General features: G+C 51.7%; 31 protein-coding genes. 24 read left to right on the top strand and 7 right to left on the bottom strand.

Annotated elements, in window-relative coordinates; translation table 11 throughout:
• Window positions 1–75: 75 nt before the first annotated feature.
• The 4 genes from fliD (at window position 76) to amyA (ending at window position 3,843) form a co-directional block, all read left to right on the top strand.
• Window positions 76–1,473 (top strand): flagellar filament capping protein FliD, encoded by a 1,398-nt coding sequence (gene fliD, locus C1N58_RS06005; RefSeq protein WP_058708341.1) that lies wholly within the window; start codon window positions 76–78, stop codon window positions 1,471–1,473.
• Window positions 1,474–1,487: 14 nt separating this feature from the next.
• Window positions 1,488–1,898 carry a flagellar export chaperone FliS gene (fliS, locus tag C1N58_RS06000; protein ID WP_033742062.1) on the top strand — a complete coding sequence of 137 codons (411 nt, stop codon included), beginning with the start codon at window positions 1,488–1,490 and terminating at the stop codon, window positions 1,896–1,898.
• Window positions 1,898–2,257, top strand: a complete 360-nt coding sequence (gene fliT / locus C1N58_RS05995) for a flagellar protein FliT (protein ID WP_394550552.1) — start codon at window positions 1,898–1,900, stop codon at window positions 2,255–2,257. Before fliS ends, fliT begins: the two co-directional genes overlap by 1 nt.
• Before the next feature lie 104 nt (window positions 2,258–2,361).
• Window positions 2,362–3,843, top strand: coding sequence for an alpha-amylase (gene amyA, locus C1N58_RS05990; protein WP_394564688.1), 1,482 nt, complete (start codon window positions 2,362–2,364; stop codon window positions 3,841–3,843).
• Between the two features lie 82 nt (window positions 3,844–3,925).
• Here the strand turns inward: amyA and yedD are convergent, their stop codons facing one another.
• Window positions 3,926–4,384, bottom strand: coding sequence for a lipoprotein YedD (gene yedD, locus C1N58_RS05985; protein ID WP_006119487.1), 459 nt, complete (start codon window positions 4,382–4,384; stop codon window positions 3,926–3,928).
• A 241-nt stretch (window positions 4,385–4,625) separates the two neighbouring features.
• Here yedD and C1N58_RS05980 point away from each other — a divergent pair, with 241 nt between their 5' ends.
• Window positions 4,626–4,949 (top strand): DUF6388 family protein, encoded by a 324-nt coding sequence (locus tag C1N58_RS05980; RefSeq protein ID WP_006119488.1) that lies wholly within the window; start codon window positions 4,626–4,628, stop codon window positions 4,947–4,949.
• 128 nt (window positions 4,950–5,077) lie between these two features.
• Here the strand turns inward: C1N58_RS05980 and iraP are convergent, their stop codons facing one another.
• Complete coding sequence (iraP, locus tag C1N58_RS05975) at window positions 5,078–5,374, bottom strand: anti-adapter protein IraP (RefSeq protein WP_006119490.1); 297 nt, start codon at window positions 5,372–5,374, stop codon at window positions 5,078–5,080.
• A 175-nt stretch (window positions 5,375–5,549) separates the two neighbouring features.
• Here iraP and C1N58_RS05970 point away from each other — a divergent pair, with 175 nt between their 5' ends.
• Entirely contained in the window at window positions 5,550–5,789 is a 240-nt protein-coding gene (locus tag C1N58_RS05970; RefSeq protein ID WP_033742070.1) for a DinI-like family protein, read from the top strand.
• 37 nt (window positions 5,790–5,826) lie between these two features.
• Here the strand turns inward: C1N58_RS05970 and C1N58_RS05965 are convergent, their stop codons facing one another.
• Window positions 5,827–6,093, bottom strand: a complete 267-nt coding sequence (locus C1N58_RS05965; RefSeq protein WP_006119493.1) for a hypothetical protein — start codon at window positions 6,091–6,093, stop codon at window positions 5,827–5,829.
• Between the two features lie 249 nt (window positions 6,094–6,342).
• On the opposite strand from C1N58_RS05965, the gene C1N58_RS05960 reads away from it, so the two are divergent.
• Window positions 6,343–6,540, top strand: a complete 198-nt coding sequence (locus tag C1N58_RS05960) for a hypothetical protein (RefSeq protein ID WP_006119494.1) — start codon at window positions 6,343–6,345, stop codon at window positions 6,538–6,540.
• Window positions 6,541–6,795: 255 nt separating this feature from the next.
• On the opposite strand, the gene C1N58_RS05955 is transcribed toward C1N58_RS05960, so the two are convergent.
• Together C1N58_RS05955 and fliE are read right to left on the bottom strand one after the other, a co-directional pair.
• A complete protein-coding gene (locus C1N58_RS05955) occupies window positions 6,796–7,086 on the bottom strand; it encodes a hypothetical protein (RefSeq protein ID WP_324030481.1) in 291 nt (96 codons plus the stop codon).
• A gap of 757 nt (window positions 7,087–7,843) precedes the next feature.
• A complete protein-coding gene (fliE, locus tag C1N58_RS05950; RefSeq protein WP_006119561.1) occupies window positions 7,844–8,155 on the bottom strand; it encodes a flagellar hook-basal body complex protein FliE in 312 nt (103 codons plus the stop codon).
• A 233-nt stretch (window positions 8,156–8,388) separates the two neighbouring features.
• Here fliE and fliF point away from each other — a divergent pair, with 233 nt between their 5' ends.
• The 15 genes from fliF to C1N58_RS05875 all read left to right on the top strand — a co-directional run bounded on the left by fliF (window position 8,389) and on the right by C1N58_RS05875 (window position 22,232).
• Window positions 8,389–10,107, top strand: coding sequence for a flagellar basal-body MS-ring/collar protein FliF (gene fliF, locus C1N58_RS05945; RefSeq protein WP_033742074.1), 1,719 nt, complete (start codon window positions 8,389–8,391; stop codon window positions 10,105–10,107).
• Window positions 10,104–11,096: a flagellar motor switch protein FliG gene (fliG, locus tag C1N58_RS05940; RefSeq protein WP_006119564.1), complete on the top strand. Its 993-nt coding sequence runs from the start codon at window positions 10,104–10,106 to the stop codon at window positions 11,094–11,096. The genes fliF and fliG overlap by 4 nt, the downstream gene beginning before the upstream one ends.
• Window positions 11,089–11,784 (top strand): flagellar assembly protein FliH, encoded by a 696-nt coding sequence (fliH, locus tag C1N58_RS05935; RefSeq protein ID WP_394550550.1) that lies wholly within the window; start codon window positions 11,089–11,091, stop codon window positions 11,782–11,784. The genes fliG and fliH overlap by 8 nt, the downstream gene beginning before the upstream one ends.
• Window positions 11,784–13,145, top strand: a complete 1,362-nt coding sequence (gene fliI / locus C1N58_RS05930) for a flagellar protein export ATPase FliI (protein WP_033742076.1) — start codon at window positions 11,784–11,786, stop codon at window positions 13,143–13,145. Before fliH ends, fliI begins: the two co-directional genes overlap by 1 nt.
• A 28-nt stretch (window positions 13,146–13,173) precedes the next feature.
• Entirely contained in the window at window positions 13,174–13,617 is a 444-nt protein-coding gene (fliJ, locus tag C1N58_RS05925; protein ID WP_033742078.1) for a flagellar export protein FliJ, read from the top strand.
• Window positions 13,614–14,882: a flagellar hook-length control protein FliK gene (locus C1N58_RS05920; RefSeq protein WP_394550549.1), complete on the top strand. Its 1,269-nt coding sequence runs from the start codon at window positions 13,614–13,616 to the stop codon at window positions 14,880–14,882. Before fliJ ends, C1N58_RS05920 begins: the two co-directional genes overlap by 4 nt.
• A 129-nt stretch (window positions 14,883–15,011) precedes the next feature.
• Window positions 15,012–15,497: a flagellar basal body-associated protein FliL gene (gene fliL, locus C1N58_RS05915; RefSeq protein WP_006119574.1), complete on the top strand. Its 486-nt coding sequence runs from the start codon at window positions 15,012–15,014 to the stop codon at window positions 15,495–15,497.
• 4 nt (window positions 15,498–15,501) lie between these two features.
• On the top strand, window positions 15,502–16,509 hold the full coding sequence (gene fliM / locus C1N58_RS05910) for a flagellar motor switch protein FliM (protein ID WP_006119575.1): 1,008 nt from the start codon (window positions 15,502–15,504) through the stop codon (window positions 16,507–16,509).
• The gene (fliN, locus tag C1N58_RS05905) at window positions 16,502–16,915 is read left to right on the top strand and encodes a flagellar motor switch protein FliN (RefSeq protein ID WP_006119577.1); all 414 of its coding nucleotides are present in this window, start codon (window positions 16,502–16,504) and stop codon (window positions 16,913–16,915) included. Before fliM ends, fliN begins: the two co-directional genes overlap by 8 nt.
• 1 nt (window position 16,916) lies before the next feature.
• Complete coding sequence (fliO, locus tag C1N58_RS05900; RefSeq protein ID WP_033742082.1) at window positions 16,917–17,315, top strand: flagellar biosynthetic protein FliO; 399 nt, start codon at window positions 16,917–16,919, stop codon at window positions 17,313–17,315.
• Complete coding sequence (gene fliP, locus C1N58_RS05895; protein WP_033742230.1) at window positions 17,315–18,046, top strand: flagellar type III secretion system pore protein FliP; 732 nt, start codon at window positions 17,315–17,317, stop codon at window positions 18,044–18,046. Before fliO ends, fliP begins: the two co-directional genes overlap by 1 nt.
• 26 nt (window positions 18,047–18,072) lie before the next feature.
• Window positions 18,073–18,342, top strand: coding sequence for a flagellar biosynthesis protein FliQ (gene fliQ / locus C1N58_RS05890; protein WP_033742083.1), 270 nt, complete (start codon window positions 18,073–18,075; stop codon window positions 18,340–18,342).
• Window positions 18,342–19,127, top strand: coding sequence for a flagellar biosynthetic protein FliR (fliR, locus tag C1N58_RS05885; RefSeq protein WP_110269026.1), 786 nt, complete (start codon window positions 18,342–18,344; stop codon window positions 19,125–19,127). The genes fliQ and fliR overlap by 1 nt, the downstream gene beginning before the upstream one ends.
• A gap of 627 nt (window positions 19,128–19,754) precedes the next feature.
• Window positions 19,755–20,390 carry a transcriptional regulator RcsA gene (gene rcsA, locus C1N58_RS05880; RefSeq protein WP_006119584.1) on the top strand — a complete coding sequence of 212 codons (636 nt, stop codon included), beginning with the start codon at window positions 19,755–19,757 and terminating at the stop codon, window positions 20,388–20,390.
• A 135-nt stretch (window positions 20,391–20,525) separates the two neighbouring features.
• Complete coding sequence (locus tag C1N58_RS05875; RefSeq protein ID WP_394550548.1) at window positions 20,526–22,232, top strand: methyl-accepting chemotaxis protein; 1,707 nt, start codon at window positions 20,526–20,528, stop codon at window positions 22,230–22,232.
• A 106-nt stretch (window positions 22,233–22,338) separates the two neighbouring features.
• Here C1N58_RS05875 and dsrB read toward each other — a convergent pair whose 3' ends face one another.
• Both dsrB and C1N58_RS05865 read right to left on the bottom strand, forming a co-directional pair.
• A complete protein-coding gene (dsrB, locus tag C1N58_RS05870) occupies window positions 22,339–22,533 on the bottom strand; it encodes a protein DsrB (protein WP_006119586.1) in 195 nt (64 codons plus the stop codon).
• A 62-nt stretch (window positions 22,534–22,595) separates the two neighbouring features.
• Window positions 22,596–22,754, bottom strand: coding sequence for a YqaE/Pmp3 family membrane protein (locus C1N58_RS05865; RefSeq protein ID WP_006119587.1), 159 nt, complete (start codon window positions 22,752–22,754; stop codon window positions 22,596–22,598).
• A gap of 304 nt (window positions 22,755–23,058) precedes the next feature.
• Between C1N58_RS05865 and C1N58_RS05860 the strand changes: the two genes are divergently transcribed.
• Both C1N58_RS05860 and C1N58_RS05855 read left to right on the top strand, forming a co-directional pair.
• A complete protein-coding gene (locus tag C1N58_RS05860; protein ID WP_033742085.1) occupies window positions 23,059–23,289 on the top strand; it encodes a DUF2525 domain-containing protein in 231 nt (76 codons plus the stop codon).
• 365 nt (window positions 23,290–23,654) lie between these two features.
• Window positions 23,655–24,440: a mannosyl-3-phosphoglycerate phosphatase-related protein gene (locus C1N58_RS05855; protein WP_394564687.1), complete on the top strand. Its 786-nt coding sequence runs from the start codon at window positions 23,655–23,657 to the stop codon at window positions 24,438–24,440.
• Window positions 24,441–24,445: the final 5 nt, after the last annotated feature.

Genomic DNA, 24,445 nt, shown 5'->3' with positions numbered 1-24,445 from the left:
CAGAGACAGGCTAATCTTTTGCCACTCGCTGCCGATACCCATTTCACTTAACGTAAACTCGTAAAGGATTAAAGCATGGCAAGTGTAAGTTCACTCGGTGCTGGTACGAACCTCGACCTGAATACTCTCTACAGCAGCCTGGAATCCGCTGAGCAGACTAAACTGACGCCTATTACTAAGCAGCAGGCGTCCTATAACGCTCAGCTTACCGCCTGGGGCGTGGTGAAAACCGGCCTGTCAAAATTGCAGACCGCGGCGGCGGCATTGCAAAATGCCTCGACGATTGCGGCTACGAAAGTCACCAGCACGAATACCGCTTTCACTGCCACGCTGGCGAGCAAAGCCTCCGCCGGTAACTATTCTATTGAGGTTACTCAACTCGCCTCTTCGCAATCGCTGCTGTCAAAATCAGCCAGCAGTAAAGATACCGATTTAGGTGATCAGAGCCTGGCATCTCGCACGATTACGATTTCCCAGTCTGGGCAGAAATCGCCGCTCACGGTAACACTGAGCAAAGATCAAACCAGCCTGTCTGATATTCGCGATGCGATTAATAAACAGCAAGGCAGCGTAAACGCCAGTATTATTAAAGCAGACGATAATACCTATTATCTGTCTCTGACTGCACGCGACAGTGGCACAGCGAATGCGATGACGGTCAGTACGGACGACGGCACGCTGTCCCAGTATATTAATTACAGTTCGGGTGGCAGCAGCAACGCGATGACCGAACAGGTTGCCGCTAAAGATGCGCAGTTAAAAATTAACGGCGTGTCCATCACCCGCAGCAGCAATACCGTCACGGACGCGCCTGAAGGTGTCACGCTGAACCTGACGAAAACCACCGCTACAAATACACCGGAAACGCTGACCGTCGCCACAGATAATCAGCCAATGACGGCGGCAATCCAGGCTTACGTGGATGCCTACAATTCCCTGCAAACCACTATCGGTAACCAGACGAAATACACCGCGGTGAAAGCGGGTGAGTCGCAAAGTTCCGGTAACGGCGATCTGTTGGGTGATAATACCTTACGTAACATCCAGACCAGCCTGCGCAGTCAACTGTCCAGCGCACAAGCCAGCGGAAACCTGACCAGTCTGTCACAACTGGGGATCACGCAGGACGTTAACGGCAAGCTGACTGTGGACAGCACCAAACTGGACAAAGCCCTGACCAATCAACCGACAGATGTCCTGAACTTTCTGACGGGTGACGGTAAAACAACCGGGTTTGCCACACAGGCAAATAACAAACTGACGCAGATACTGGCCAGTGACGGACAGGTACAAAATGCCACTAACGGCATTAATACCTCACTGAAAAAACTGTCCGATCAGTACGACGAAGTAAACAGCCAGATTGCGGCGACCATGGCGCGTTACAAAACACAGTTTACCAGTCTGTCTACCCTGGTCAGCTCCATGACCCAGACCGGTAACTATTTGACCCAGCAGTTCGCCAAACTATAACAGGAGTGGTAAGCATGTACGCTAAGTCCGGTATTCAGGCCTATGCGCAGGTAGGTGTGGAAAGCGCCGTATTAAGCGCCAGCCCACATCAGCTGGTCGTGCTGCTTTTTGATGGCGCCCTGAGCGCCATGAAAAAAGCTGCCATTTTAATTGAGCAAGGCGATATTCCCGGTAAAGGTAACGCCTTATCTAAGGCCATTAATATCATTACTAACGGGCTGCGCGCAGGCCTGAACCATGAGGTTGGCGGTGAAATTTCCGCTAATCTCGACGATCTGTATGAATATATGACCCGTCGTCTGTTACAGGCTAACCTGAACAACGACCTTGAGGCCATTACGGAAGTCGAAGGCTTGCTCAATAATATTGCGGATGCGTGGAAACAGATTGGCCCTAATTACCAGCCACAGCAGGATACCTTTTAATGAGTTATCCACTCGAGCTGCTAAAAGGATATCAACACTTACTCACGCTCAGTAATGCCATGCTGGAAAATGCCCGGCAGGGACAATGGGATGAGTTGCTTAGTTGCGAATCAACTTACGTTAGTAGCGTCGAGCGTGTTGCGCGTGATAACGATGCCAGTGCGCTGTCAGCATTACAGCGGGCACAAATTCGCCCGGTACTTGAGCAAATTCTGAAGAATGAAACCACGCTGAAGACGTTGCTGGGTGAACGTATGAGCGAACTGCGCTCGCTGGTCACGACCTCAACGCAGCAACACAACATTGTCTCTTCTTACGGCAAGATGGCGGGTAATATCCTTTACCCAAAAGACCAGTAAAGGCCGACTTATGCGGGTAAACACTCTTTTTTTAGTTTACCCGCGTAATTTCTTCACTCTTATCCCATACTTCCAGTTCCCTCTCCTCTGACTGGACGTTTGTCATGCACAACCCAACCCTTTTGCAGTTTTTCCACTGGTATTATCCCGATGGCAGCACGCTGTGGCCGGAAGTCGCAGAAAAAGCGGCCCTGCTTAATGACATCGGCATCAACATGGTCTGGCTGCCCCCTTGCTATAAAGGCGAGTCCGGTGGTTACTCGGTGGGTTATGACAGCTACGATCTCTTCGATTTAGGCGAGTTTGAGCAAAAAGGCAGCGTCGCCACCAAATATGGTGATAAGCAGCAGTTGCTGGCTGCCGTCAATGCGCTGCGCAGCCACAACATTGGCGTGCTGCTGGATGTGGTTCTCAACCATAAAATGGGCGCGGACGAGAAAGAACAGGTGAGCGTAAATCGCGTTAACCCGGATAATCGTGATGAAATTTATCCCGAGGTCGTGGAATGCGAAGCCTGGACAAAGTTTACGTTTCCGGCGCGGGCAGGCGAATACTCGACATTCATCTGGGATCATAAGTGTTTTAGCGGGGTCGACCATATTGAAAATCCCGATGAAAACGGCGTGTTCAAAATTATCAACGATTACACCGCTGAAGGCTGGAACGACCAGGTGGATAACGAGTTAGGTAACTTTGATTATCTGATGGGCGCCAATGTTGATTTCCGCAATAAGGCGGTGAGCGAAGAACTCAAATACTGGGCGCGCTGGGTCATGGAGCAGGTCCCCTGCACCGGCTTTCGTCTGGACGCGGTAAAACATATCCCGGCCTGGTTTTACAAAGACTGGATCGAACATATTCAGGACGTCGCTAACGAACCGCTGTTTATTGTGGCGGAATACTGGTCCTTTGAAACCGAAAAGTTGCAGGAATATATCGATCAGGTGGAAGGCAAAACGCTGCTGTTTGACGCCCCGCTGCATATGAATTTTCATCAGGCGTCTAAAGCCGGCAGCGATTATGACCTGAGCAAAATTTTTGATAACTCGTTGGTATTAGCCGACCCGTGGCATGCCGTGACTATCGTGGCCAACCACGACACACAGCCGCTGCAGTCTCTGGAAGCGCCCGTTGAAGCCTGGTTTAAGCCGCTGGCTTATGCGCTGATTCTGTTGCGCGAGCAAGGCGTTCCGACCATTTTTTATCCGGACCTGTTCGGTGCCCACTATGAGGATGAAGGCGGAGACGGTGAAATGCATCAGGTCGATATGCCGGTCATTCCTGAACTCGAAGGGCTGATTCGTGCCCGTCAGCAATTTGGCTGGGGCGCGCAAACCGATTACTTCGACCATCCTAACTGCGTCGCGTTCAGCCGCAGCGGAACCGCTGAAAAGCCGGGCTGTATTGTGATCATGTCGAATGGCGAAGCGGGGGAAAAACAGATTTCAATGGGAGAAGGATATGCCGGGAAAGTATGGTATGACTATCTGGGACATCAATCCGATACCGTTACGACGGACGACGCCGGCAGCGCCGTGTTTCGCTGTAATGCAGGCAGCGTGAGTGTCTGGGTTGTTGAGGCATAAAACCACAGGTCCGCTGCTTTTTCTGGCGCGGTAACAGCCTGCGCATCAGCGCAAAGCGGTCCTTAAGACCGCTTTGCGTCATTTATTTGTTCAGAACCGGACGCATAATCTCGGGTTCGATATTCTGAATCACATCCACACCGGGATGTTGGGCCGCTTCCTGTAAAGCTTTCTGGCATTCCACCGTGGGTCGATCGACCTTACGCAACGTAAGCCCGTCGTAATCCAGCTCACCGCCATCCAGATCCAGTGTCATGATGCGTAACTGACGCGTAACATTGACATAATCGCCATTCAGCTGCGTCAATTTGCCTGGCTTCGCAATGACCCGTTGCCACTGCCGGCAATCCAGCGTACTGCCGTCCGCGTTGATAATCAGACTCCCAATCGCCTTGTCGCTAATCAGGTTACTCTGCGGCCCAACCGTCTGCCAGTTGCCTTGTAAATTTGCCGGGGCCGGCGTTTGCACCGCACTTTGATAACTGTTTATTTGTGCGCAGCCACTCAGCGCCAGTGTGGCAATCAGCATCCAGTTTTTCATCTTTGATCCCTAAATCCGGTTAATGGCGGCTACGTTATAATTTTTACCGCCAGATGTGCAAGATATCTGAGGGATGAAATCAACGTAAAGCGCGCTTTTCCTGGATTCATCACGCACCGGGTGATGTTTATTCCCTTCCCTGCCCGCTTTTATCGCTGTGAATGAACCTGTCCACTCCGGCCTGACAAGGGAGGCACAACAGGCTACACTGTCGCCCTGCATTACATCTCAGAGATTTGTCATGAAAACTCCAGAAGCTTATTATGCCCAGGCACGCCAAATGTTCTTCACTGCCCATGCCGATTTTCAGGCCGCACTCGATGAACTGACCGAACAGGATGCCCGTGCCGCCAATATGTCCCTGCGTGAATTGCGCGAGTGGCACGCCGAACGCATTTATGCCGCCTTTTTACGCCAGAAAAATCTTGATGGTATGATTTTTTCGATTCAACTGGCAGAGCCGGATAAAGCCGTCGCCGCCGAAGCCATCGAAGCCTATCTCCGATCGCATGCCGAATCTCTGGGAATGAGTTGGGAAGAATTTTGTATTAAGAACGAGCTCTAGCTATACCTCAGCTGTGCGGACAGGAAGAATAACGGCGATGGCGTTGCGCAGCGTCGTGACAACAAACGGTTAATGCCCGTGATGTCCTAGCTGGCGGCAGAAAACCCCGCTGCCGCCAGCGTTAGCCATCACTCTTCTTGTTCGAGCTTTCCCCTCACCTCAACATACTTAGCCACGGCCAGTAATCGGTTGAGGTGCGTGAGCAACAGATCAATATCAGACTGCATGAACTCTGATGAGGAACGCGATGCCGTGACAATGGCATCCTGCACCGTCTCAGAAATCGTTAACGCATTATCTTGTTTCGCCTGGACTAATAAAGCGGCAACCAGCAATGACTGCGCTTCGACCTGAGCAGTCAGTTCCTTTGCATCGACATCCATTTTTGCCAGTTTAAGCAGAATATCAATAACCAATTGTCGCATTGCACTTCTCCCGGTGAGTGAGCGCATATATCGTTAAGAGCGCCCTCAGAGTAAATCAGATAAAAATGCTTTTCTACGCGGGACCTAAAAAACGGATTCATGCAAACATCAGCTTGATACTGTTTTTATTTACAGTAAAATGGCAACGCGATTTTGCCCTGAAGGGATGGTTATTATGTTTGTAGAGTTAATTTACGATAAGCGTAATGTCGCGGGCCTGCCAGGGGCGCGCGACATGATATTGGCAGAGCTTGAAAAGCGTGTGCATCGTGTTTTTCCTGACATCGAGGTCAAGGTGAAACCGATGGAACGTAACGCGATAGAAACCGACCTCAGCAAGAATGATAAAGCCACTGTCGCGCGTCTGGTGGAAGAAATGTTTGATGAAGCCGAGTTTTGGCTGGTGGCGGATTAATCCGTTAATCGCCACCCCTCAGTTAGCGGGAGATACCTTAACTCTCCTGCTCACTGTGGTTGATTTCAATTTCAATATCCTGAATGGCTTTCTCCAGATCTTCCAGCAACGTTCCCTGCTTATTCAGTAATGCGTCAATACGGGCCGCATTCCCTTCATCCTTGTATTCACCGGCATCAAAGGCTAACCAATGGGCGGAAAGCGTCTCAGTATTCGTTTGCGCATAGTGGCGCATTTCTTTCAACTGGGATGCCACGTCACGCAGATAATCGGTTTTGCTTTTGGTTTCGATTGAATCACTCATGCTGTGTTTCCTTTTGGTTGTTTTTCCAATGAAAATATCGTCTGGAGATTTAAAGTTAGGGCAATATAGCGGTTTTGCATTAGGAATAATCGGAAGTCACTTTTACAGGACATGGCTTCTCGTCGTGGTCAGGCGGAAAACGGCGGAGTCATACCCCGTCCTTACGTGATGATAATTTTGCTGACGGGTCTCCGCTCACAGCTTTGTTGTGCTGGTCTAGACTTAGAGGACGACAAAGAGGAGCAAACGATGCACAACCAAAGTAACGATAAACGTAAACATGAAGGCGATGTCAGCAAAGGATTACCCGAAGCCGCACCTAATGCGGGAAATGCCTACGAGGAAGATGATCATCCCGCAAACGATGCACCGAAAGATCACGGTGAAGTGCCCAGAAAAAATGATGACAGTCAGGATGATAAAAAGGATCCTTTCAAAGCATCATGACATGTCACTGTCTGCCCACTTAACCGGGGCAGACGGTGATCTGCACCATGCTTTGAAGCCGGTGCAGTCGTTATTTTAAGGCCAGCAGGATGAGAAGCCATGCCTCCCTGTTCGTTAACTCAGCTGGGCTGGCATGTGGGCTGCTCGCCTGGCAACGGTCAGGGACGGGCGGGCAACAGGCTTTGGCCCTTTATTCACACGGATCGCAGGCGCAGAAAATCGCCGGATACGGGAGCGGGCCCCCTCTGCACATGATCAGGCTTGCTGATTTAAATAATCGACCAGCATCTCAAGATTAATCCGGTGAGGGCCGTCTGGATAAAAAACATCCTGCGCCGGTCGATGGGCATCGAATAACGGTTGCAGATTCACATCCCGATCCAGCAACTGAATCGTCCCCTCAGTCAGTTTGTAAGAAATCACTGTGCAGGAACCCTCCGGGATTTTATCTATAAAATCTGACTTCCGGTTTTCCGAATAGACTTCATATTTAATCTGCTCACCACTTTTTGAGGTCGTGAGAAGTGTTTGAATTAAGTATCTCATGTTGATATATCCGTGAGCAGAATGAATGCTGACATTAATATCAGGCGACAGATTTAAACAGTTAAATATTTTAATTAGATTAGAAGAGGAATATTTCCGTTTGATGTGTAACCGGGGATGCAAGCCGCGTGGTGCCTGTTACGCTGCTGTCGCAACCCGCGTCGCCGTTAAGGTAAACAGGTTTTGCTGGCTTACGAATACATACCAGATTACATCTTTTGCTTTCAGTATTTCATTTTTTACTTCCCACCTTCAGGGATATTTTTAGTTATTAAGCTAACTAATTTTGCTTTTAAAAGTCGTAGAGAAATTACAACATTAGAAATGATATTTTTTGACGCAGGAACCGTGCTGAAAATACTTTAGCGGATGGCGTCATGCAGCCGTAACCGGCACAGCGAAAATGTCATAGTGAACGCCTGCACGGAAGCGAAGGATAAAGATGCAGGATATATTTTCTTTCGGCAAGAAAAGGAGAATAAACACCGACAGGTAGATGTCTGAAGTAAAGGGATGATGAGGCAGGTTGTGGTGCGATAATCGCGTCTCAGACGCTGCCTTGACAGGCCCAAGTCGGCTACCGCGCGCGGCTGGCATGGCCTGAACGCACAGGAAAGGTTATCAGGTGTACGATTGCATCGTTGAACACGTATAAAGCAACAAGAAGGCGCTTTTGGTAAAGCCACATTCTGTGTCGCTCTTGTCCCAACTCAACGCCGCCAGGCATATACCTGATAATAAAGACCCGTTTTCCCGACTACACCTGCATGTTCATGATGTCGGTATAGGCCGAAACCAGCTTGTTTCTGACCTGAATCCCCATCTGCATGGAGATAGACGATTTTTGCAGATCGACCATCACATCGTTTAAAGCGACACCGGGTTTCCCCATTTCGAACGCCTGCGCCTGGCTACGGGCAGTGGTCTGGGTTTCGCTGATTTTGTCCAGAGCGGCTTTCATGGTCGCGCCAAAATCGATATGGCTGTTGACCTCATCGCTTTTGTTATTGGCCTGAAGCGAGGTCATCTGTAACTGCTGTAAAACACCGTCGATTGCCTGAATTGACATGGTTGCTACCTCATTAAAAAAGATGAAGATTTTTGACGTGGGGAGAAGTTAACACATTGTCAATAAGACAAAGCCGCTAAATGACGCTAAAAACCGTGGCTTATTCACCCATCGAATTTTGCGTTTCATCAAATAATGCCAGGCATTGAAGTAGAAATTTTATTTAAGCAGGTCAGGGAGTCTGTTTTGCCATCACAACTAACCCGGTCAATTACGTCAGGCAGGAATCGGTCATGAATGCGAGTGCAGCCGCCACACAAAATGAAGAAACGAAAGGCTTTGGTGACCTTCTCGCTCGCCTGCGTGCCAATCCACGTATTCCGTTAATTGTCGCAGCCGCAGCCGCTATCGCTGTGGTTTTTGCGTTGGTGCTCTGGGCCAAAACACCGAACTACAGCGTATTGTTCAGCAACCTGTCCAATGAGGACGGGGGTGCCATTGTCACGCAGTTGACGCAAATGAATGTCCCTTATCGTTTCGCGGATAACGGCGGTGCATTAATGGTGCCGGAAGATAAGGTGCATGAGCTGCGCCTGCGTCTGGCTGAACAGGGCCTGCCTAAAGGTGGCAACGTCGGTTTTGAACTGCTGGATAAAGAGAAGTTCGGTATCAGCCAGTTCAGCGAGCAGGTGAACTACCAGCGCGCACTGGAAGGCGAGCTGGCACGTACTATCGAATCTCTGGGGCCGGTGAAAACGGCGCGCGTCCATCTGGCGATGCCTAAACCAACCCTGTTCGTACGTGAGCAAAAAGCGCCCTCCGCGTCTGTGACGTTAACTCTGCAGCCAGGCCGTGCGCTGGATGAAGGTCAGATTCAGGCCATCACGCACATGGTTTCCAGCAGCGTGGCCGGTTTACCGCCGGGGAACGTGACCGTAGTCGATCAGAGCGGTCATCTGTTAACCCGTTCTGACGCAGTAGGCCGTGATCTGAACGATGCACAGCTGAAATATGCCGCTGAAGTCGAAGCGCGTTACCAGCAACGTATCGAAGCGATCCTTAACCCGATTCTGGGCCAGGGCAATGTCCATGCGCAGGTAACGGCACAGATTAACTTCGATACCAGTGAACAGACGGATGAGAAGTACCAGCCGAACGGCGATCCGAAAAACGCGTCTATTCGCTCTCAGCAGACCAGTACCAGCGAGCAGACGGGCAGCCCTTATCCGGGCGGCGTACCGGGCGCACTGTCTAACCAGCCTGCGCCAGCCAATACGGCCCCGATCAACACGGCAAATAACAATGCGGCCAATGGCCAGAATGCCAATGGTCAGAACAATGCAGCCAATGGTCAACGGACCAGCACAGCCTCTACCAGCAGTGTACCGACCAACTCGCGCCGTGATGATACGGTGAACTATGAGCTGGATCGTACCATTCGTCATACCAAGATGAATGTGGGTGACGTGCAGCGCCTGTCTGTTGCGGTGGTGGTGAACTATCGCGAAGACGATAAAGGCAAAGCGATTGCGCTGAATGAGCAGCAGCTGAAGCAGATTGAAGACCTGACGCGCGAAGCCATGGGCTATTCACAGACACGGGGTGACACTGTCAACGTGGTGAACTCGCAGTTTAATACCACCGAGCCTGTATCAACTGAACTGCCCTTCTGGCAACAGCAGTCGTTCTTTGATCAGCTGATTAATGCAGGTAAATGGCTGTTGGTTGCGCTGGTGGCGTTCATCCTGTATCGCAAAATGGTGCGTCCGCATGTTCTGCGTAAGAAAGCCGCAGAGCAGGCCGCTGCAGAAGCTCAGGCTGCCCGTGCTGCTCAGCAGAACGATCAGGAAGCTTACAGCGTCCAGCTCAGCAAAGATGAACTTGAGCAGGAACGTAAATCTAATAACCGCATGAGCGCTGAAGTCATGAGCCAGCGTATCCGCGACATGTCTGAAAACGATCCGCGCGTTGTTGCGCTGGTGATTCGCGAATGGATGAGTAACGAACTATGAGTCTGACCGGTACTGAAAAAAGCGCCATTCTGATGATGACCATTGGTGAAGAACGCGCGGCGGAAGTCTTTAAGCACCTGAACCAGCGTGAGGTTCAGCATCTGAGTGCCGCGATGGCCAGCATGCGTCAGGTCTCGCATAAGCAACTGACCGAAGTGCTGCGTGAGTTTGAAGGCGATGCCGAGCAGTTCGCGGCACTGAGCCTCAACTCGAACGATTACCTGCGCTCCGTGCTGACCCGGGCGTTGGGTGAAGAGCGTGCGTCAAGCCTGCTGGAAGATATCCTTGAAACCCGCGATACCACCAGTGGTATGGAAACGCTCAACTTCATGGAACCGCAGGCCGCAGCCGATCTGATTCGCGACGAGCATCCACAGATCATCGCGACTATCCTGGTCCACCTGAAACGTGGTCAGGCTGCCGATATTCTGGCCTTGTTTGATGAGCGCCTGCGTCATGACGTCATGCTGCGTATTGCTACCTTCGGTGGTGTGCAGCCGGCAGCGCTGGCAGAACTGACCGAAGTCCTGAACAGCCTGCTCGACGGTACCAACCTCAAGCGTGCGAAGATGGGCGGCGTGAGAACAGCGGCCGAAATTATCAACCTGATGAAAACGCAGCAGGAAGAAGCGGTTATCGAAGCGGTACGCGACTTCGATGGCGAACTGGCACAGAAAATTATCGACGAGATGTTCCTGTTCGAAAACCTGGTGGAAGTGGACGACCGCAGTATCCAGCGTCTGTTGCAGGAAGTGGAATCCGAGCAGTTGCTGATCGCCCTGAAAGGTGCCGAGCAGCCGCTGCGCGAGAAGTTCCTCAAAAACATGTCAGCCCGTGCGGCCGATATCCTGCGCGACGATCTGGCCAACCGTGGTCCGGTACGTATGTCTGCAGTAGAGAACGAACAGAAAGCGATCCTGCTGGTGGTGCGTCGTCTGGCAGAGTCCGGCGAGATGGTAATCGGTGGCGGCGAGGAAACCTATGTCTGATGCATTTTCCGCCCGCCCCTGGCAACTGTGGCAGCCTGTAGAACTGGGGCGTCATGAAGAGCCCGCGACGATTCAGGCTGAACCCGAAATCGAATTCTTCGAATCAGAAGAAGACGAACAGCAACAGCAGTTTGAGCAGATGCAGCAGCAGTTGCGTAAAGAAGCCCACGGTCAAGGCTACAGCGAAGGCCATCAGCAGGGGTTTAATGAAGGTCAGAAAGCCGGCTATGACGCGGGCTTTCAGCAAGGCCTTGCTGATGCGCAGCAACAGCAGGCTCCCTTACAGGCGCGAATGCAGCAGCTGGTGACGGAATTTCAAAATACGCTGGAATCGCTGGACAGCGTCATTGCTGCCCGCCTGATGCAGCTGGCTCTGGAAGCCGCGCGTTCGGTGATTGGTCAGGCCACCACGGTGGATGGCAGTGCGTTGCTGCGCCAGATTCAGGGCTTACTGCAGCAGGAGCCCATGTTTAGCGGTAAGCCGCAGCTTCGGGTGCATCCTGATGACCTGCTGAGGATTGAACAAACACTGGGGCCAACGCTTGATCTGCACGGCTGGCGTTTACTGGCTGACAATACACTGCACCCCGGCGGCTGCAAGCTCAGTGCCGAAGACGGCGATCTTGACGCGAGCGTGGCAACCCGCTGGCAGGAACTGTGCCGTCTTGCCGCACCTGGAGAGTTTTAATGACCACTCGTCTGAACCGCTGGCTGGGCTCGCTTGATGCCTTCGAAAGTCGTATTGCGCAGGTGCAACCTGTTCGTCGCTATGGACGGCTGACGCGTGCCACCGGCCTGGTTCTCGAAGCAACCGGCCTGCAGTTGCCGCTCGGTTCGACCTGTGTGATTGAACGTAATGACGGTAAAACGATTAGCGAAATTGAAAGCGAAGTCGTGGGCTTCAACGGTCAGAAACTGTTGATGATGCCGCTGGAAGAAGTGGACGGCATTCTGCCCGGCGCGCGCGTTTATGCCCGTACCACCGGCGATAACCCTCATTCAGGTAAACAGCTGCTGCTGGGGCCACAGCTGTTAGGCCGGGTGCTTGATGGCAGCGGCCGCCCACTGGATGGCTTGCCTTCCCCGGAAACGGGCTACCGTGCCCCATTGAACACACCGCCGTTTAACCCTTTACAGCGCACCCCTATTACCGATGTGCTGGACACCGGCGTTCGGGCGATTAACGCCCTGCTCACCGTTGGCCGGGGACAACGTATGGGCTTGTTCGCCGGATCAGGCGTGGGTAAAAGTGTGCTGCTCGGCATGATGGCGCGCTATACCCAGGCCGATGTGATCGTGGTGGGCTTAATCGGTGAACGTGGCCGTGAAGTTAAAGACTTTATTGAAAACATCTTAGGTGCTGAAGGCCGCGCCCGTTCGGTCGTCATCGCCGCGCCGGCAGATGTCTCACCGCTACTGCGTCTGCAGGGTGCCGCTTACGCCACGCGCATTGCGGAAGATTTCCGCGATCGCGGTAAACATGTTTTATTAATCATGGATTCGCTGACACGTTATGCCATGGCGCAACGTGAAATCGCGCTGGCGATTGGTGAGCCGCCGGCCACCAAAGGTTATCCACCTTCCGTATTTGCCAAACTGCCCGCCCTGGTTGAACGCGCGGGTAACGGCATCGATGGCGGCGGCTCGATCACGGCGTTTTATACCGTGCTGACCGAAGGCGACGATCAGCAGGATCCGATTGCTGACTCTGCGCGTGCCATCCTTGACGGCCACATTGTGCTGTCACGTCGTCTGGCCGAAGCCGGCCATTATCCGGCGATTGATATTGAAGCCTCAATCAGTCGTGCCATGACGTCACTGATTGATGAAAACCATTATGCACGCGTGCGCCAGTTCAAACAGTTGCTCTCGAGTTTCCAGCGCAACCGGGATCTGGTCAGCGTCGGTGCCTATGCCGCGGGTAGCGATCCGATGCTGGACAAAGCCATTCAGCTTTATCCGCAGATGGAAGCCTTCCTGCAACAAGGCATTTTTGAGCGCAGTGAGTACGACGATGCCTGCCTGCATTTACATGCATTGTTCGGTTAATTCGCGCGTTTGATATGAGGACATCGTAATGAAAACAGTCAATGCCATTGACACTTTGCGTGACCTGGCGGAACAGGATCTTGAACGCGCCGCCGTGCTGTTAGGCGATATGCGGCGTGGCCAGCAGGCTGCAAACGAGCAGCTCAGTATGTTGCTTGACTATCAGGATGAATACCGCAACAAGCTGAACAGCGACATGTCCAGCGGTATTGCCAGCAACCGCTGGACGAACTATCACCAGTTCATTCAGACGCTGGAAAAAGCCATTGAGCAACACCGCAGTCAGTTGCAGCAATGGAATCAACGGCTTGAACAGGCACTGGTTAACTGGCGTGAAAAACAACAACGCCTCAATGCCTATCAGACGCTGATTACCCGGGCAGAAGAAAATGCATTACGACAAGAAAACCGTCTCGACCAGAAACGGATGGATGAATTTGCCCAACGGGCTGCACTGAGGAAAGGCGAATGATTACGCTGCCAAACATTGCGTTGACAACGAAAACAACCGGCACCGCTGAAACATCGGGGACAACCGATCTGCTGAGCAGTGGCGAGGCGCTACCGAAGGACTTTATCACTACGCTGGGAAATCAGTTGCTTTCCCTGGCGAAACTGCACAGTAAAACCACGGTTGCAGCAGAAAAAAATAGCGTCACTGATGACGACAGCAAGGTTGCCACGTCGTTGAATGCATTGATCTCTTCGCTGGAAAACCCGACTGCACTCAGTGCGCTGTTTAAACCGGAAAATATTAAAGCCGGTACAAAATCAGCCGATGATAAGGGTGACGCGAAAGAGGCCGCGCTGAACAGCAGCGATATGCAAAATATTCAGGCGCTGTTTGCCATGTTACCGGCAACCGGCTTGCAACAGGCCGTGAAAGACAGCACGACGACGCGTGACGTGGATATGCAACGCGATGCCGGACCGCGTTCTGCCTTATCGGTACTGACGCAGGCGGTGACCACGGCACTGAGCGGTGATGACAAAGACGCGAAAAACAGCAAGGTGCAGGACGCCGGTCGTCTGGCCAGTAACGTTGACCAGGCCAGCCATGGGGTAACGCCCGCAGCCACGACGCAAACCGCATCGACACCGGCACAGTTGACTACAGACGCCAGTTTTCAGCAGATACTGAGCAGCGTCAACAAGCAGGATGAGCGTCCGATAAACGCTGCAGCCAGCGATAATCAGACGATGATTGCCGCGCCGATAACCAGCGCCAGCAGCGTTATGCAACCCTTCACGGCCTCTGCGTCGATGAACACGCCGTCTACGCCGATGCTGAATGCCCACCTGGGTAGCAATGAATGGCAGCAGGCCCTGAGTCAACAAATTGTGATGTTCAGTCGTAACGGCCAGCAGAATGCGGAGTTACGCCTGCATCCAGAAGATCTCGGTGCGATCCAGATCAGCCTGAAACTGAATAACGATCAGGCACAGTTAAATATGGTTTCAGGTCACAGCCATGTCAGGGCTGCACTGGAAGCCGCGCTTCCTCAGCTGCGCACTGCGCTGGCTGAAAATGGTATTAACCTGGGTGAGAGTCAGGTCAGCAGTGACAGTTTCGCGCAAGGGCAAAGCTTCCAGCATCAGCAGGAGGCGCGTCGCGACGGACAGCACGGCAGCTTCTCTCTGACCCAGGACAGTGATAACGACATCACGCCGATTGCCGTACCGCAGGCTCTTCAGGCCCGGTTAAACGGTAAGGGCGCCGTCGACACCTTTGCCTGACAGCGACAAACGCTGAAGGTAAGCGTAAAACCCGTGTCTTTTCTTGCCATTGTTTGACTTAAGACACGCGATAATCTGTTCAGGTGAGCCGAGAGGCTCGCCCATAATTCACAGGAAGTAACTGCTAAAATGTCTGATAACGCGAAAGCTAAAGGTCGCAAACGTAAAATCCTGATTCCAGTGTTGCTGATCGTAACGCTGGCCGCTTGCAGCGTGGCAGGCTATGCAGTCTGGCGAATAATGAATAAACATGAGGGCGATAAGCCGGAGGTCGCGAAAGTTGAACCGCCTCCCGCCCCGGTCTTTTTTGCACTTGATACATTTACGGTTAACCTGGTCAATCCCGACAACGATCCAGACCGCGTACTGTACGTAGGGTTTACTCTGCGTCTGCCGGATGAAGAAACGCGTCGTCGGATGAGTGACTATCTGCCTGAGGTTCGCAGTCGTCTGTTACTGCTGCTTTCTCGCCAGAGCGCTGCTGCGCTGGCGACAGAGCAAGGAAAGCAAGCGCTTGTTGAGCAAATCAAACAGGCGCTGGCACCACCGCTGGTGAAAGGTCAACCTCCGCAGGTCGTAGACGACGTACTGTTTACCGCCTTCATTTTGAGGTGAATCAATGGGCGACAGCATTCTCTCCCAGGCTGAAATTGACGCGCTATTAAACGGCGACAGTGGCAGCGCGGAAGAAGAAAAGAAACAAAACGGGCCAGAGGGCGATATTCGCCCTTATGATCCCAATACCCAGCGCCGCGTGGTGCGCGAGCGTTTACAGGCGCTGGAAATTATTAACGAGCGTTTTGCCCGTCATTTCCGTATGGCGCTGTTTAACCTGCTGCGCCGTAGCCCGGATATCAGCGTGGGCGCGATCAAGATTCAGCCATACCATGAGTTTGCCCGCAACCTGCCGGTGCCAACGAACCTGAACCTGATCCACCTGAAGCCGCTGCGCGGCACGGCTCTGGTCGTGTTTTCACCGAGCCTTGTGTTTATTGCCGTTGATAACCTTTTTGGCGGAGATGGGCGTTTTCCGACTAAAGTAGAAGGACGTGAGTTCACGCATACCGAGCAACGCGTCATTCGTCGTATGCTGAAACTGGCGCTTGATGGCTACAGCGATGCGTGGAAAGCGATTTATCCTCTGGATGTCGAGTACGTCCGTTCGGAAATGCAGGTGAAGTTCACCAACATCACCACATCGCCTAACGATATCGTCGTCAACACGCCGTTCCAGGTCGAGATTGGCAACCTTGTCGGTGAGTTCAACATCTGTATTCCGTTTTCGATGATTGAACCTTTGCGTGAAATGCTGGTGAATCCGCCGCTGGAAAACTCGCGGTCAGAAGATACACACTGGCGGGACAATCTGGTGAAGCAGGTTCAGCATTCTGAACTGGAACTGATTGCCCATTTTGCTGAAACGTCGTTGCGTCTGTCACGCGTGTTGCAGCTGAAACCCGGCGATGTCCTGCCGATTGAAAAACCCGAGCGCATTATTGCCCACGTGGACGGTGTGCCTGTTTTAACCAGCCAGTACGGTACACTTAACGGTCAGTATGCGCTGCGTGTAGAACATTTGATTAACCCGATTTTGAATTCGCTTAACGAGGAACAGCCCCATGACTGACAGCAAGAAACCGTCCGATGACACCATCTCTGCGGACGATCTGTGGGCTGAAGCAATGAATGAGCAGGTGGGCTCTGGTGCCAGCACCTCACAGAGTGATGACGTTTTCAAATCGTTTGAAAGCAGCAACACTTCAGGCTCATTGCAGGATATTGACCTGATTATGGATATCCCGGTAAAACTGACTGTGGAACTGGGCCGCACCAAGATGACCATCAAAGAACTGCTGCGTCTGACACAGGGTTCTGTGGTCTCACTGGATGGTCTCGCAGGCGAGCCGCTGGATATCCTGATTAACGGTTACCTGATTGCGCAGGGTGAAGTCGTGGTCGTTAACGACAAATATGGTGTGCGTATCACCGACATCATTACGCCTTCAGAACGTATGCGCCGTCTGAGCCGTTAATATGAATAACCAGAATCATACTGTCCAACCGGCTACACCGCAGACGCCCGCCATCTCAGCGGGCTCTGTACTGACTCAGGTAAGTGGTGTTCTGGTTGTTATTATCCTGTTGATTCTGGCATGCGCCTGGCTGGCCCGTCGTATGGGCTTTGCGCCGAAAAAAGTCGGCAGCCGTGAGCTGACGCTCACGGCCAGTGTCCAGGTCGGTCAGCGCGAGCGCGTCGTCATCGTTGATACGCCAGATGCCCGTCTGGTACTGGGCGTAACGGCACAGCAAATTACCCACCTGCATACGTTGCCACCGGGTTCACCCGATGTAGACACCGCGGAAAAGGCAGCACCGCAGGATTTTCGTCAGTTATTACAGAATCTGGTTAAACGTCCCGGAAAAAACCCATGATGCGTCGACTGCTCCCTCTTCTGCCGCTGCTGTTGCTGGCACCGGTTGCTCACGCCCAGTTACCGGGCCTGGTAAGCCAGCCATTAGCCAATGGTGGCCAGAGCTGGTCACTTCCGGTACAAACGCTGGTATTTATTACCTCATTGACGTTTCTGCCGGCCATTCTGTTAATGATGACCAGCTTCACCCGCATCATTATTGTTTTTGGTCTGCTGCGTAATGCGCTGGGCACGCCCTCTGCGCCGCCCAATCAGGTATTACTGGGCCTGACGCTCTTTTTAACTTTTTTTATTATGGCACCTACCTTTGATAAAATTTATCAGGATGCCTATCTGCCTTTCAGTCAGGATAAAATCAGTATGGATGTGGCCATTGATAAAGGCGCACAACCCCTGCGCGAATTTATGCTGCGTCAAACGCGTGAAGCTGACTTAGCGTTATTTGCCCGTCTGGCAAATACGCCTCCTATTGTCGGGCCGGAAGCCGTGCCGATGCGTATTTTATTACCTGCTTATGTGACCAGTGAATTAAAGACCGCCTTCCAGATTGGATTTACCGTCTTTATTCCTTTTTTAATTATTGACCTTGTCGTGGCCAGCGTATTAATGGCGCTGGGTATGATGATGGTGCCGCCGGCAACCATCGCCCTGCCCTTTAAATTAATGTTATTTGTTCTGGTGGATGGCTGGCAGTTGCTGGTTGGATCGCTGGCACAAAGTTTCTATTCCTGATCTTGTGAATTGCACAGGAGATATTCATGACACCTGAATCGGTAATGGTAATGGGCCAGGAGGCGATGCGCGTCGCGTTGCTGCTGGCCGCTCCGATGCTGCTGGCCGCCCTGGTCAGCGGTTTACTGGTGAGCTTGCTACAGGCAGCGACTCAGATTAATGAACAAACGCTGTCTTTCATTCCTAAGATTATTGCGGTGGCGGCCACGGGCGTCGTTGCCGGTCCCTGGATGTTAAACGTCTTGCTGGATTATATCCGCACCGTTTTTTCTAACCTGCCCTATATCATCGGCTGATGATTACGCTCGACAGCAGCCAGCTTGTTCACTGGATAAGCCAGTTTTTCTGGCCGTTGGTGCGCATTCTGGCGCTGATTGCGACAGCGCCGGTATTGAGTGAGCGCGCCATCAGCAAACGGGTGAAAATCGGCCTGGCGGCCATGATCACCTGGTTGCTGGTCCCGCTGTTACCGCCGGTGAACGTCACCCTGTTTTCGCCGGCCGGTTTCATGCTGCTGATTCAGCAAATGCTGATTGGTATCGCCATTGGTTTTACGATGCAGTTTGCCTTTGCAGCTGTCCGGGCGGCCGGTGAACTGATTGGTTTGCAGATGGGTCTGTCATTTGCGACGTTTTTTGATCCCGCCAGTCGGCTTAATATGCCGGTCCTTGCGCGTTTTCTCGACATGCTGGCTATGTTACTGTTTTTATCCTTCAACGGTCATTTGTGGCTTATCTCACTGTTGGCGGACAGTTTTCATACACTTCCTGTGGGTGGAACACCACTTGAAGCTAATGCTTTTATGGCGCTGGCAAAATCAGGCGGCATGATTTTCCTTAATGGCATGATGTTAGCGTTACCCTTGATCGTTCTGCTACTCACGCTAAACATGGTCCTGGGTTTGTTAAACCGTCTTTCACCACAGTTATCAATCTTCGCGATCGGCTTCCCGATTACCTTATCAGTCGGCATTTTGACGATCAGCCTGCTGATGCCCCTTCTCGCCCCGTTCTGTGAGCACCTGTTCGGCGAAATATTTGATCTTCTGGCCCAGTTCCTCACCGAACTGTCCCCCTCCTGAACATTAAGTATCTAACTATTTTTCCTTTTCCATACTTAAGAAATTCACAACTATCCGGGCATTTTTCAAACCATATTTTCCAGAAATCAACTAAGGATATTCTGATAAATGTGCGATAAGTCTTAAAATAATTCTTATTAAACCGCGCATCGCGTATTTTAGTCGGGCGGTACACAGAGTCATCGACAGGGTTGTTTTGGTGATAAAATCGGCAATGCATTGAAATTAAACAAGAAAAAATATTGTGTGATTTTTCTTGTCAGAAAATGTTTTTTCCGGCATTGTCAACTCACTCTTCAGCCTTACACTTTCGTGAAACAAATGTTTTTAAGACTTGTCCTATCAGAAAACTCTGGGTTTTCAGCGATAGTGACATTGCTCCCAAAAACGGTGTTTCGCGCCGGTACGACTTTACATCAATACCCGATGTGGATTCGACGCCAGGTGTGGGGCCAGAGTAAGAAAAAATTTTGCAGAACGGGTCAAGGAAGAAGACTTTTACGGGCGTTTGCCCGTTGCCACGCTGCATCAGCAGAATAAAAAAAAGCGCTTTGGAAATCTTCTCGTACCGCAACGCGTAATTCATCGTTGATTTAAACGGATAACAAATTGGTGAGGGTCGCTAACATGCCAACGATTATTATGGATTCCTGCAACTACACACGCCTGGGATTATCGGACTATATGTCTTCTAAAGGAGTGAAGAAGAAAAATATTACTTCTGTCTCCGATATTGAGCAATTACAGCAAAGATGTGAGCAGTTGAAACCAGGTGTTGTGTTTATTAATGAAGACTGTTTCATTCACGAAACCGACTCAAGCGAGCGCATTCGCAGCATTATTAATCAGCATCCCGAAACACTGTTTTTTATTTTTATGGCCATCAGTAATATTCATTTTGAAGAATATCTGTATGTCCGAAAAAATTTAATTATTACGTCGAAAGCCATTAAACCTTCAACGCTGGATTCTCTCCTTAGCACGTATTTGCAAAAGAAACTTAACATGTCTCCGCGTATTTCCTCAGGGCTGGACGTTCACCCTCTGACGTTGAGCCAGACTGAGTCAAATATGCTGAAAATGTGGATGTCGGGTCATGATACCATCCAGATATCCGACAAAATGCAAATTAAAGCGAAGACGGTCTCTTCCCATAAAGGAAACATTAAGCGGAAAATTAAAACGCACAACAAGCAGGTGATTTACCATGTCGTGCGCTTAACCGATAACGTGACCTCTGGTATTTACGTCAACGTAAGATAGTTTGCCGCCTCACAGAACTGGCCCAAAAGGCCGGTTTTTTTAGTGATTAGCGATCAAGATCTCAATTTTCAGCATAAACCTTTTCCTGCTCCTGCCGATGTTTTTTTCATCAGGCCCCCTTAAGAGAGCAAGGAAATGAACACAACGCTGATTAATGAAGGACATCACAACGTCAGTTTTTGGCAAAATCTCAGACTGGTCCCGCTGTTTAGTTTGATTTTCGGCGGGATATTATTTTTGTTCGCACTCTGTATAGGCATTTCCAGCTACTTCCTCATCCTGAGTAATCAGTCGTTGAAAGATGCGACTGAGGAAATTCAGGTCCGCAACGGTCTGATCGACAGCTCCTCAAACCTCCGCTCTGCCCGACTGAATATCATCCAGGCCGGTGCGGCCGCGCGTATTGGTGAGATGGATGATTTCAATGCCAACCTTGCCGCAACGGATGAGCGTATTAAGCAGGCTGAAAATGGCCTCAACGTCTACCTGAACCGCAAGAATAAAACCCCCGAAGACGTCAGGCTGGATGAAGAGCTCACTACTCGCTTCAAAGAGTATGTTCAAAAAGGCCTGAAGCCGATGATTGATGCCGGTAAACAGGGCAGTTTTGAAAGCATCATTGCCCAGGAAACCGACACCACGCGTAAACTGGATAACGCTTATAACGCTGTGCTGGTCAAGGCGATCAAACTTCGGGATATCCGTTCTGATTTCATTAACGCCAAGGCTGCCGAACAGTCACGTATTGGTTTTATTTCCATGGGTGGTGCGTTTGTGGCTGCGCTGGTGCTGGTGCTGCTGACCTTTGTTTTTCTCCGTCGGGTCGTGATCACGCCTTTACGCAAATCGGTTGCCCATATCGAGCGTATCGCTCAGGGTGACTTAACCGCCCCTTCAGTACCGCACGGTCGTAACGAAATCGGCTTACTGCTGGATAATCTGCAGCGCATGCAGGAATCGTTAGTCAAAACGGTCGGTACGGTGCGTGAAGGCGCTATCGCCATTTATCAAGGCTCCAGTGAAATTTCAGCCGGTAACACCGACCTTTCCTCGCGGACGGAGCAGCAAGCCGCCGCCCTTGAGCAGACCGCAGCCAGCATGGAGCAGTTAACGGCGACGGTGAAACAGAACGCCGATAACGCGCACCATGCCAGCCAACTGGCAGCCGATGCATCAGATAAAGCACGCAACGGTGGCGACATGGTCAGTGGTGTAGTGAAAACCATGAACGATATTTCTGGCAGCTCGAAGAAAATTGCTGAGATCACCAATGTGATTAACAGCATCGCTTTCCAGACCAATATTCTGGCGCTGAACGCCGCCGTCGAAGCGGCGCGCGCAGGGGAGCAAGGACGTGGCTTTGCGGTTGTTGCGAGTGAAGTCCGTAGTCTGGCACAACGCAGCGCCCAGGCCGCGAAGGAAATTGAATCCCTGATTGCCGAGTCTGTAAAGTTAGTCAGCAGTGGCTCGCATCAGGTTGGCGAGGCCGGCAGTACGATGGGTGAAATTGTCGAAGCGGTGCGTCGCGTGACCGATATCATGTCTGAGATTGCTGCCGCCTCGGATGAACAAAGCCGCGGTATTCAGCAGGTGAGCCAGGCGGTAACGGAAATGGATAACGTGACCCAGCAGAACGCCTCGCTGGTTGAAGAAGCCTCAGCGGCGGCGGCATCACTGGAAGATCAGGCGGGTAAACTGACGAAAGCGGTTTCCGCATTTCGCTTAGTCGACACACCGGTCGCGAAAACTCCCGATGTTAAAAACGTGGCACCGAAAGCGAGCTCACCCGTGCTACGTCCGGTAGCCACTACCTCTGGTCATGAAAACTGGGAAACGTTCTGACCCAAGCGGACGCCCCTGTCCTGTGACATTTGTGACAGGACAGATAAAAGTAAACGCCCGCGACATCCTCAGACATCGCGGGCGTTTTCATCAGACTGACCGATAATCAGGCGGGAACCCAGGGCTCGACAAAAACGCCGTCCCGGTGATTATTCTCGTTAAAAAACCAGATCCCCTGCGGGTAATCGTCCAGCGCCACCAAAAACATCGTCCCTTCGTTAAAAGGTTCTACCGCCAGGATCGTACCGATTCGCCGGGGTCCACCGTCGGTTTTAACGCTTACGCGATCGTCTACCTTCATCTGTTACTCTCCAGAAACGTTCCTGATAACAGTGTAATGGAAGCGTAGGACGAATGCAGGCATTAACGGCGGGCAATCACCCACACGGCGTGGACGATGCCGGGAATGTAGCCGCACAAGGTCAGTAAAATGTTCAGCCAGAACGCGCCGCCAAAACCGACCTGCAGGAAAACGCCCAGTGGTGGAAGTAAAATAGCGATAAGAATTCGAAGTAAGTCCATAACCATTCCTTTAGGTACTGAGAAAAACCGTTTTGCTTACCAATATAGCCGTTTTCTGAAGGGTTACAGGAAAAGTCAGGTAAATCTGAGTCAGGGTTTTTTTCGTTTTCCTGACACTTCACAGCCGGACGTTTAACACGAGAATCGTTACACTTCATTGCGTTGCTTTCCTACCCCAGGAAAACAACACACCCAAAGTAACAAGGATTATTTTGCCCGCGCAGCGCGGGCTTTTTTTTACCCTTCCCTGCTGTCAGCCCGCCGTTCTATACTCAGTATTCACGTTGCTCTTTGGAGGCAGACTATGACGCATTTTCTCGCTTCAGATGAAAACCAAAGTGATCGGGACAGTGAAATGGATGCGCTTCTTCATGCCATCCAGCGTGACACGGCAGGACAGGTACAGGACTATTTTTCGCCTCAGGTTGCGCAGGCTGAAAAAAATGCTGGCGGGCCGACAGCCCCGTGCCGTGAACCTGCGGAGCAGTGTGAGATGGACATTCACGATTGCCGCTACAGTGAGATCAATCGCTAGCGGGATCGTTCGCCGGGCGGAATAGCAGGCAAAAAAATACCCGGCACAGGCCAGGCAAGTATTCAAATCGTTACACCAGGGAAGACATACTGCTTTCTCAGAGTAGCTGTTCCGGTAATGAAAACAAGCTTCTGCGATGCACGTTTCGCTCATCTTATTCTACTCCTGCTCTCCTCCTGCCTACGCAAGCCGCAGCGTGCGCGCCATGCGTCGTGCACATTCTGACCGCTCCCGCTTTTTGTCATATCGGGTTTTAAGAATCCTCCTGGTTCTGTCTGCATGAGTACGGAACCTCGGGCCTTTTCAGGACTCAACTACACTAAACAGATGCCGTGGCTAACGTGAGCCGTGTGGAGGAGACCTGGATGCCCAACCTGAATGAATCGCTGATGATCGTGACCGACCTCGATGGATCGCTGCTTGACCACCACGACTACAACTGGGATGCCGCCACAGCATGGCTGGAGACCTTCAGCCAGCATCAGGTTCCTGTGGTGATTTGCTCCAGCAAGACGGCGGCGGAAATTCTGCCGCTGCAACGAAAAATCGGGATTAGCGGTACGCCGTTTATCGCCGAAAACGGCGCGGTTCTCTATCTCCGTGAGGACAAACCCGTTCGTATCCCTGACGATAAGCTGAACTACGTCGCCATCTGTCGGATTCTTAGCGCGCTGAAACAGCAGTTCCGCTTTAGCGGCTTTCAAAATTTTAGCGACAGCGACGTGTCGGCAATGACAGGTTTACCGGAAGCCGAGGCCGCGCTCGCCCGCCAGCGCGATGCCTCCGAAGTTATCGTCTGGCGCGATACCGACGAGGCGTTAGACCGTTTTCGCCATGCGCTGGCTGACTACCATTTGACGCTTACCCAGGGCGGCCGCTTCTGGCACGTGATGCCGGCCCGAAGCGGAAAAGGCCATGCCTTGCATAAATTACTGTCGCATTACAGCCATCAGGATTTGATCACGATTGGACTGGGTGATGGCCCTAACGATGCACCTATGCTTGATGCGGTCGATTATGCCATCGTGATTAAAGGCTTCAGCAAAAACCCTGTCACGTTAACGCGTAATGATGGGCAGGTTTATCATACAACGCATCACGGCCCTGAAGGCTGGCGCGAAGGTCTGGACCATTTTTTAACGCAGCCATGAACGGC

Source organism: Pantoea sp. SGAir0180, assembly GCF_043546245.1.
Note: the sequence above shows the minus strand (reverse complement) of the source record. Positions and strands in the feature narration are given on the sequence as shown.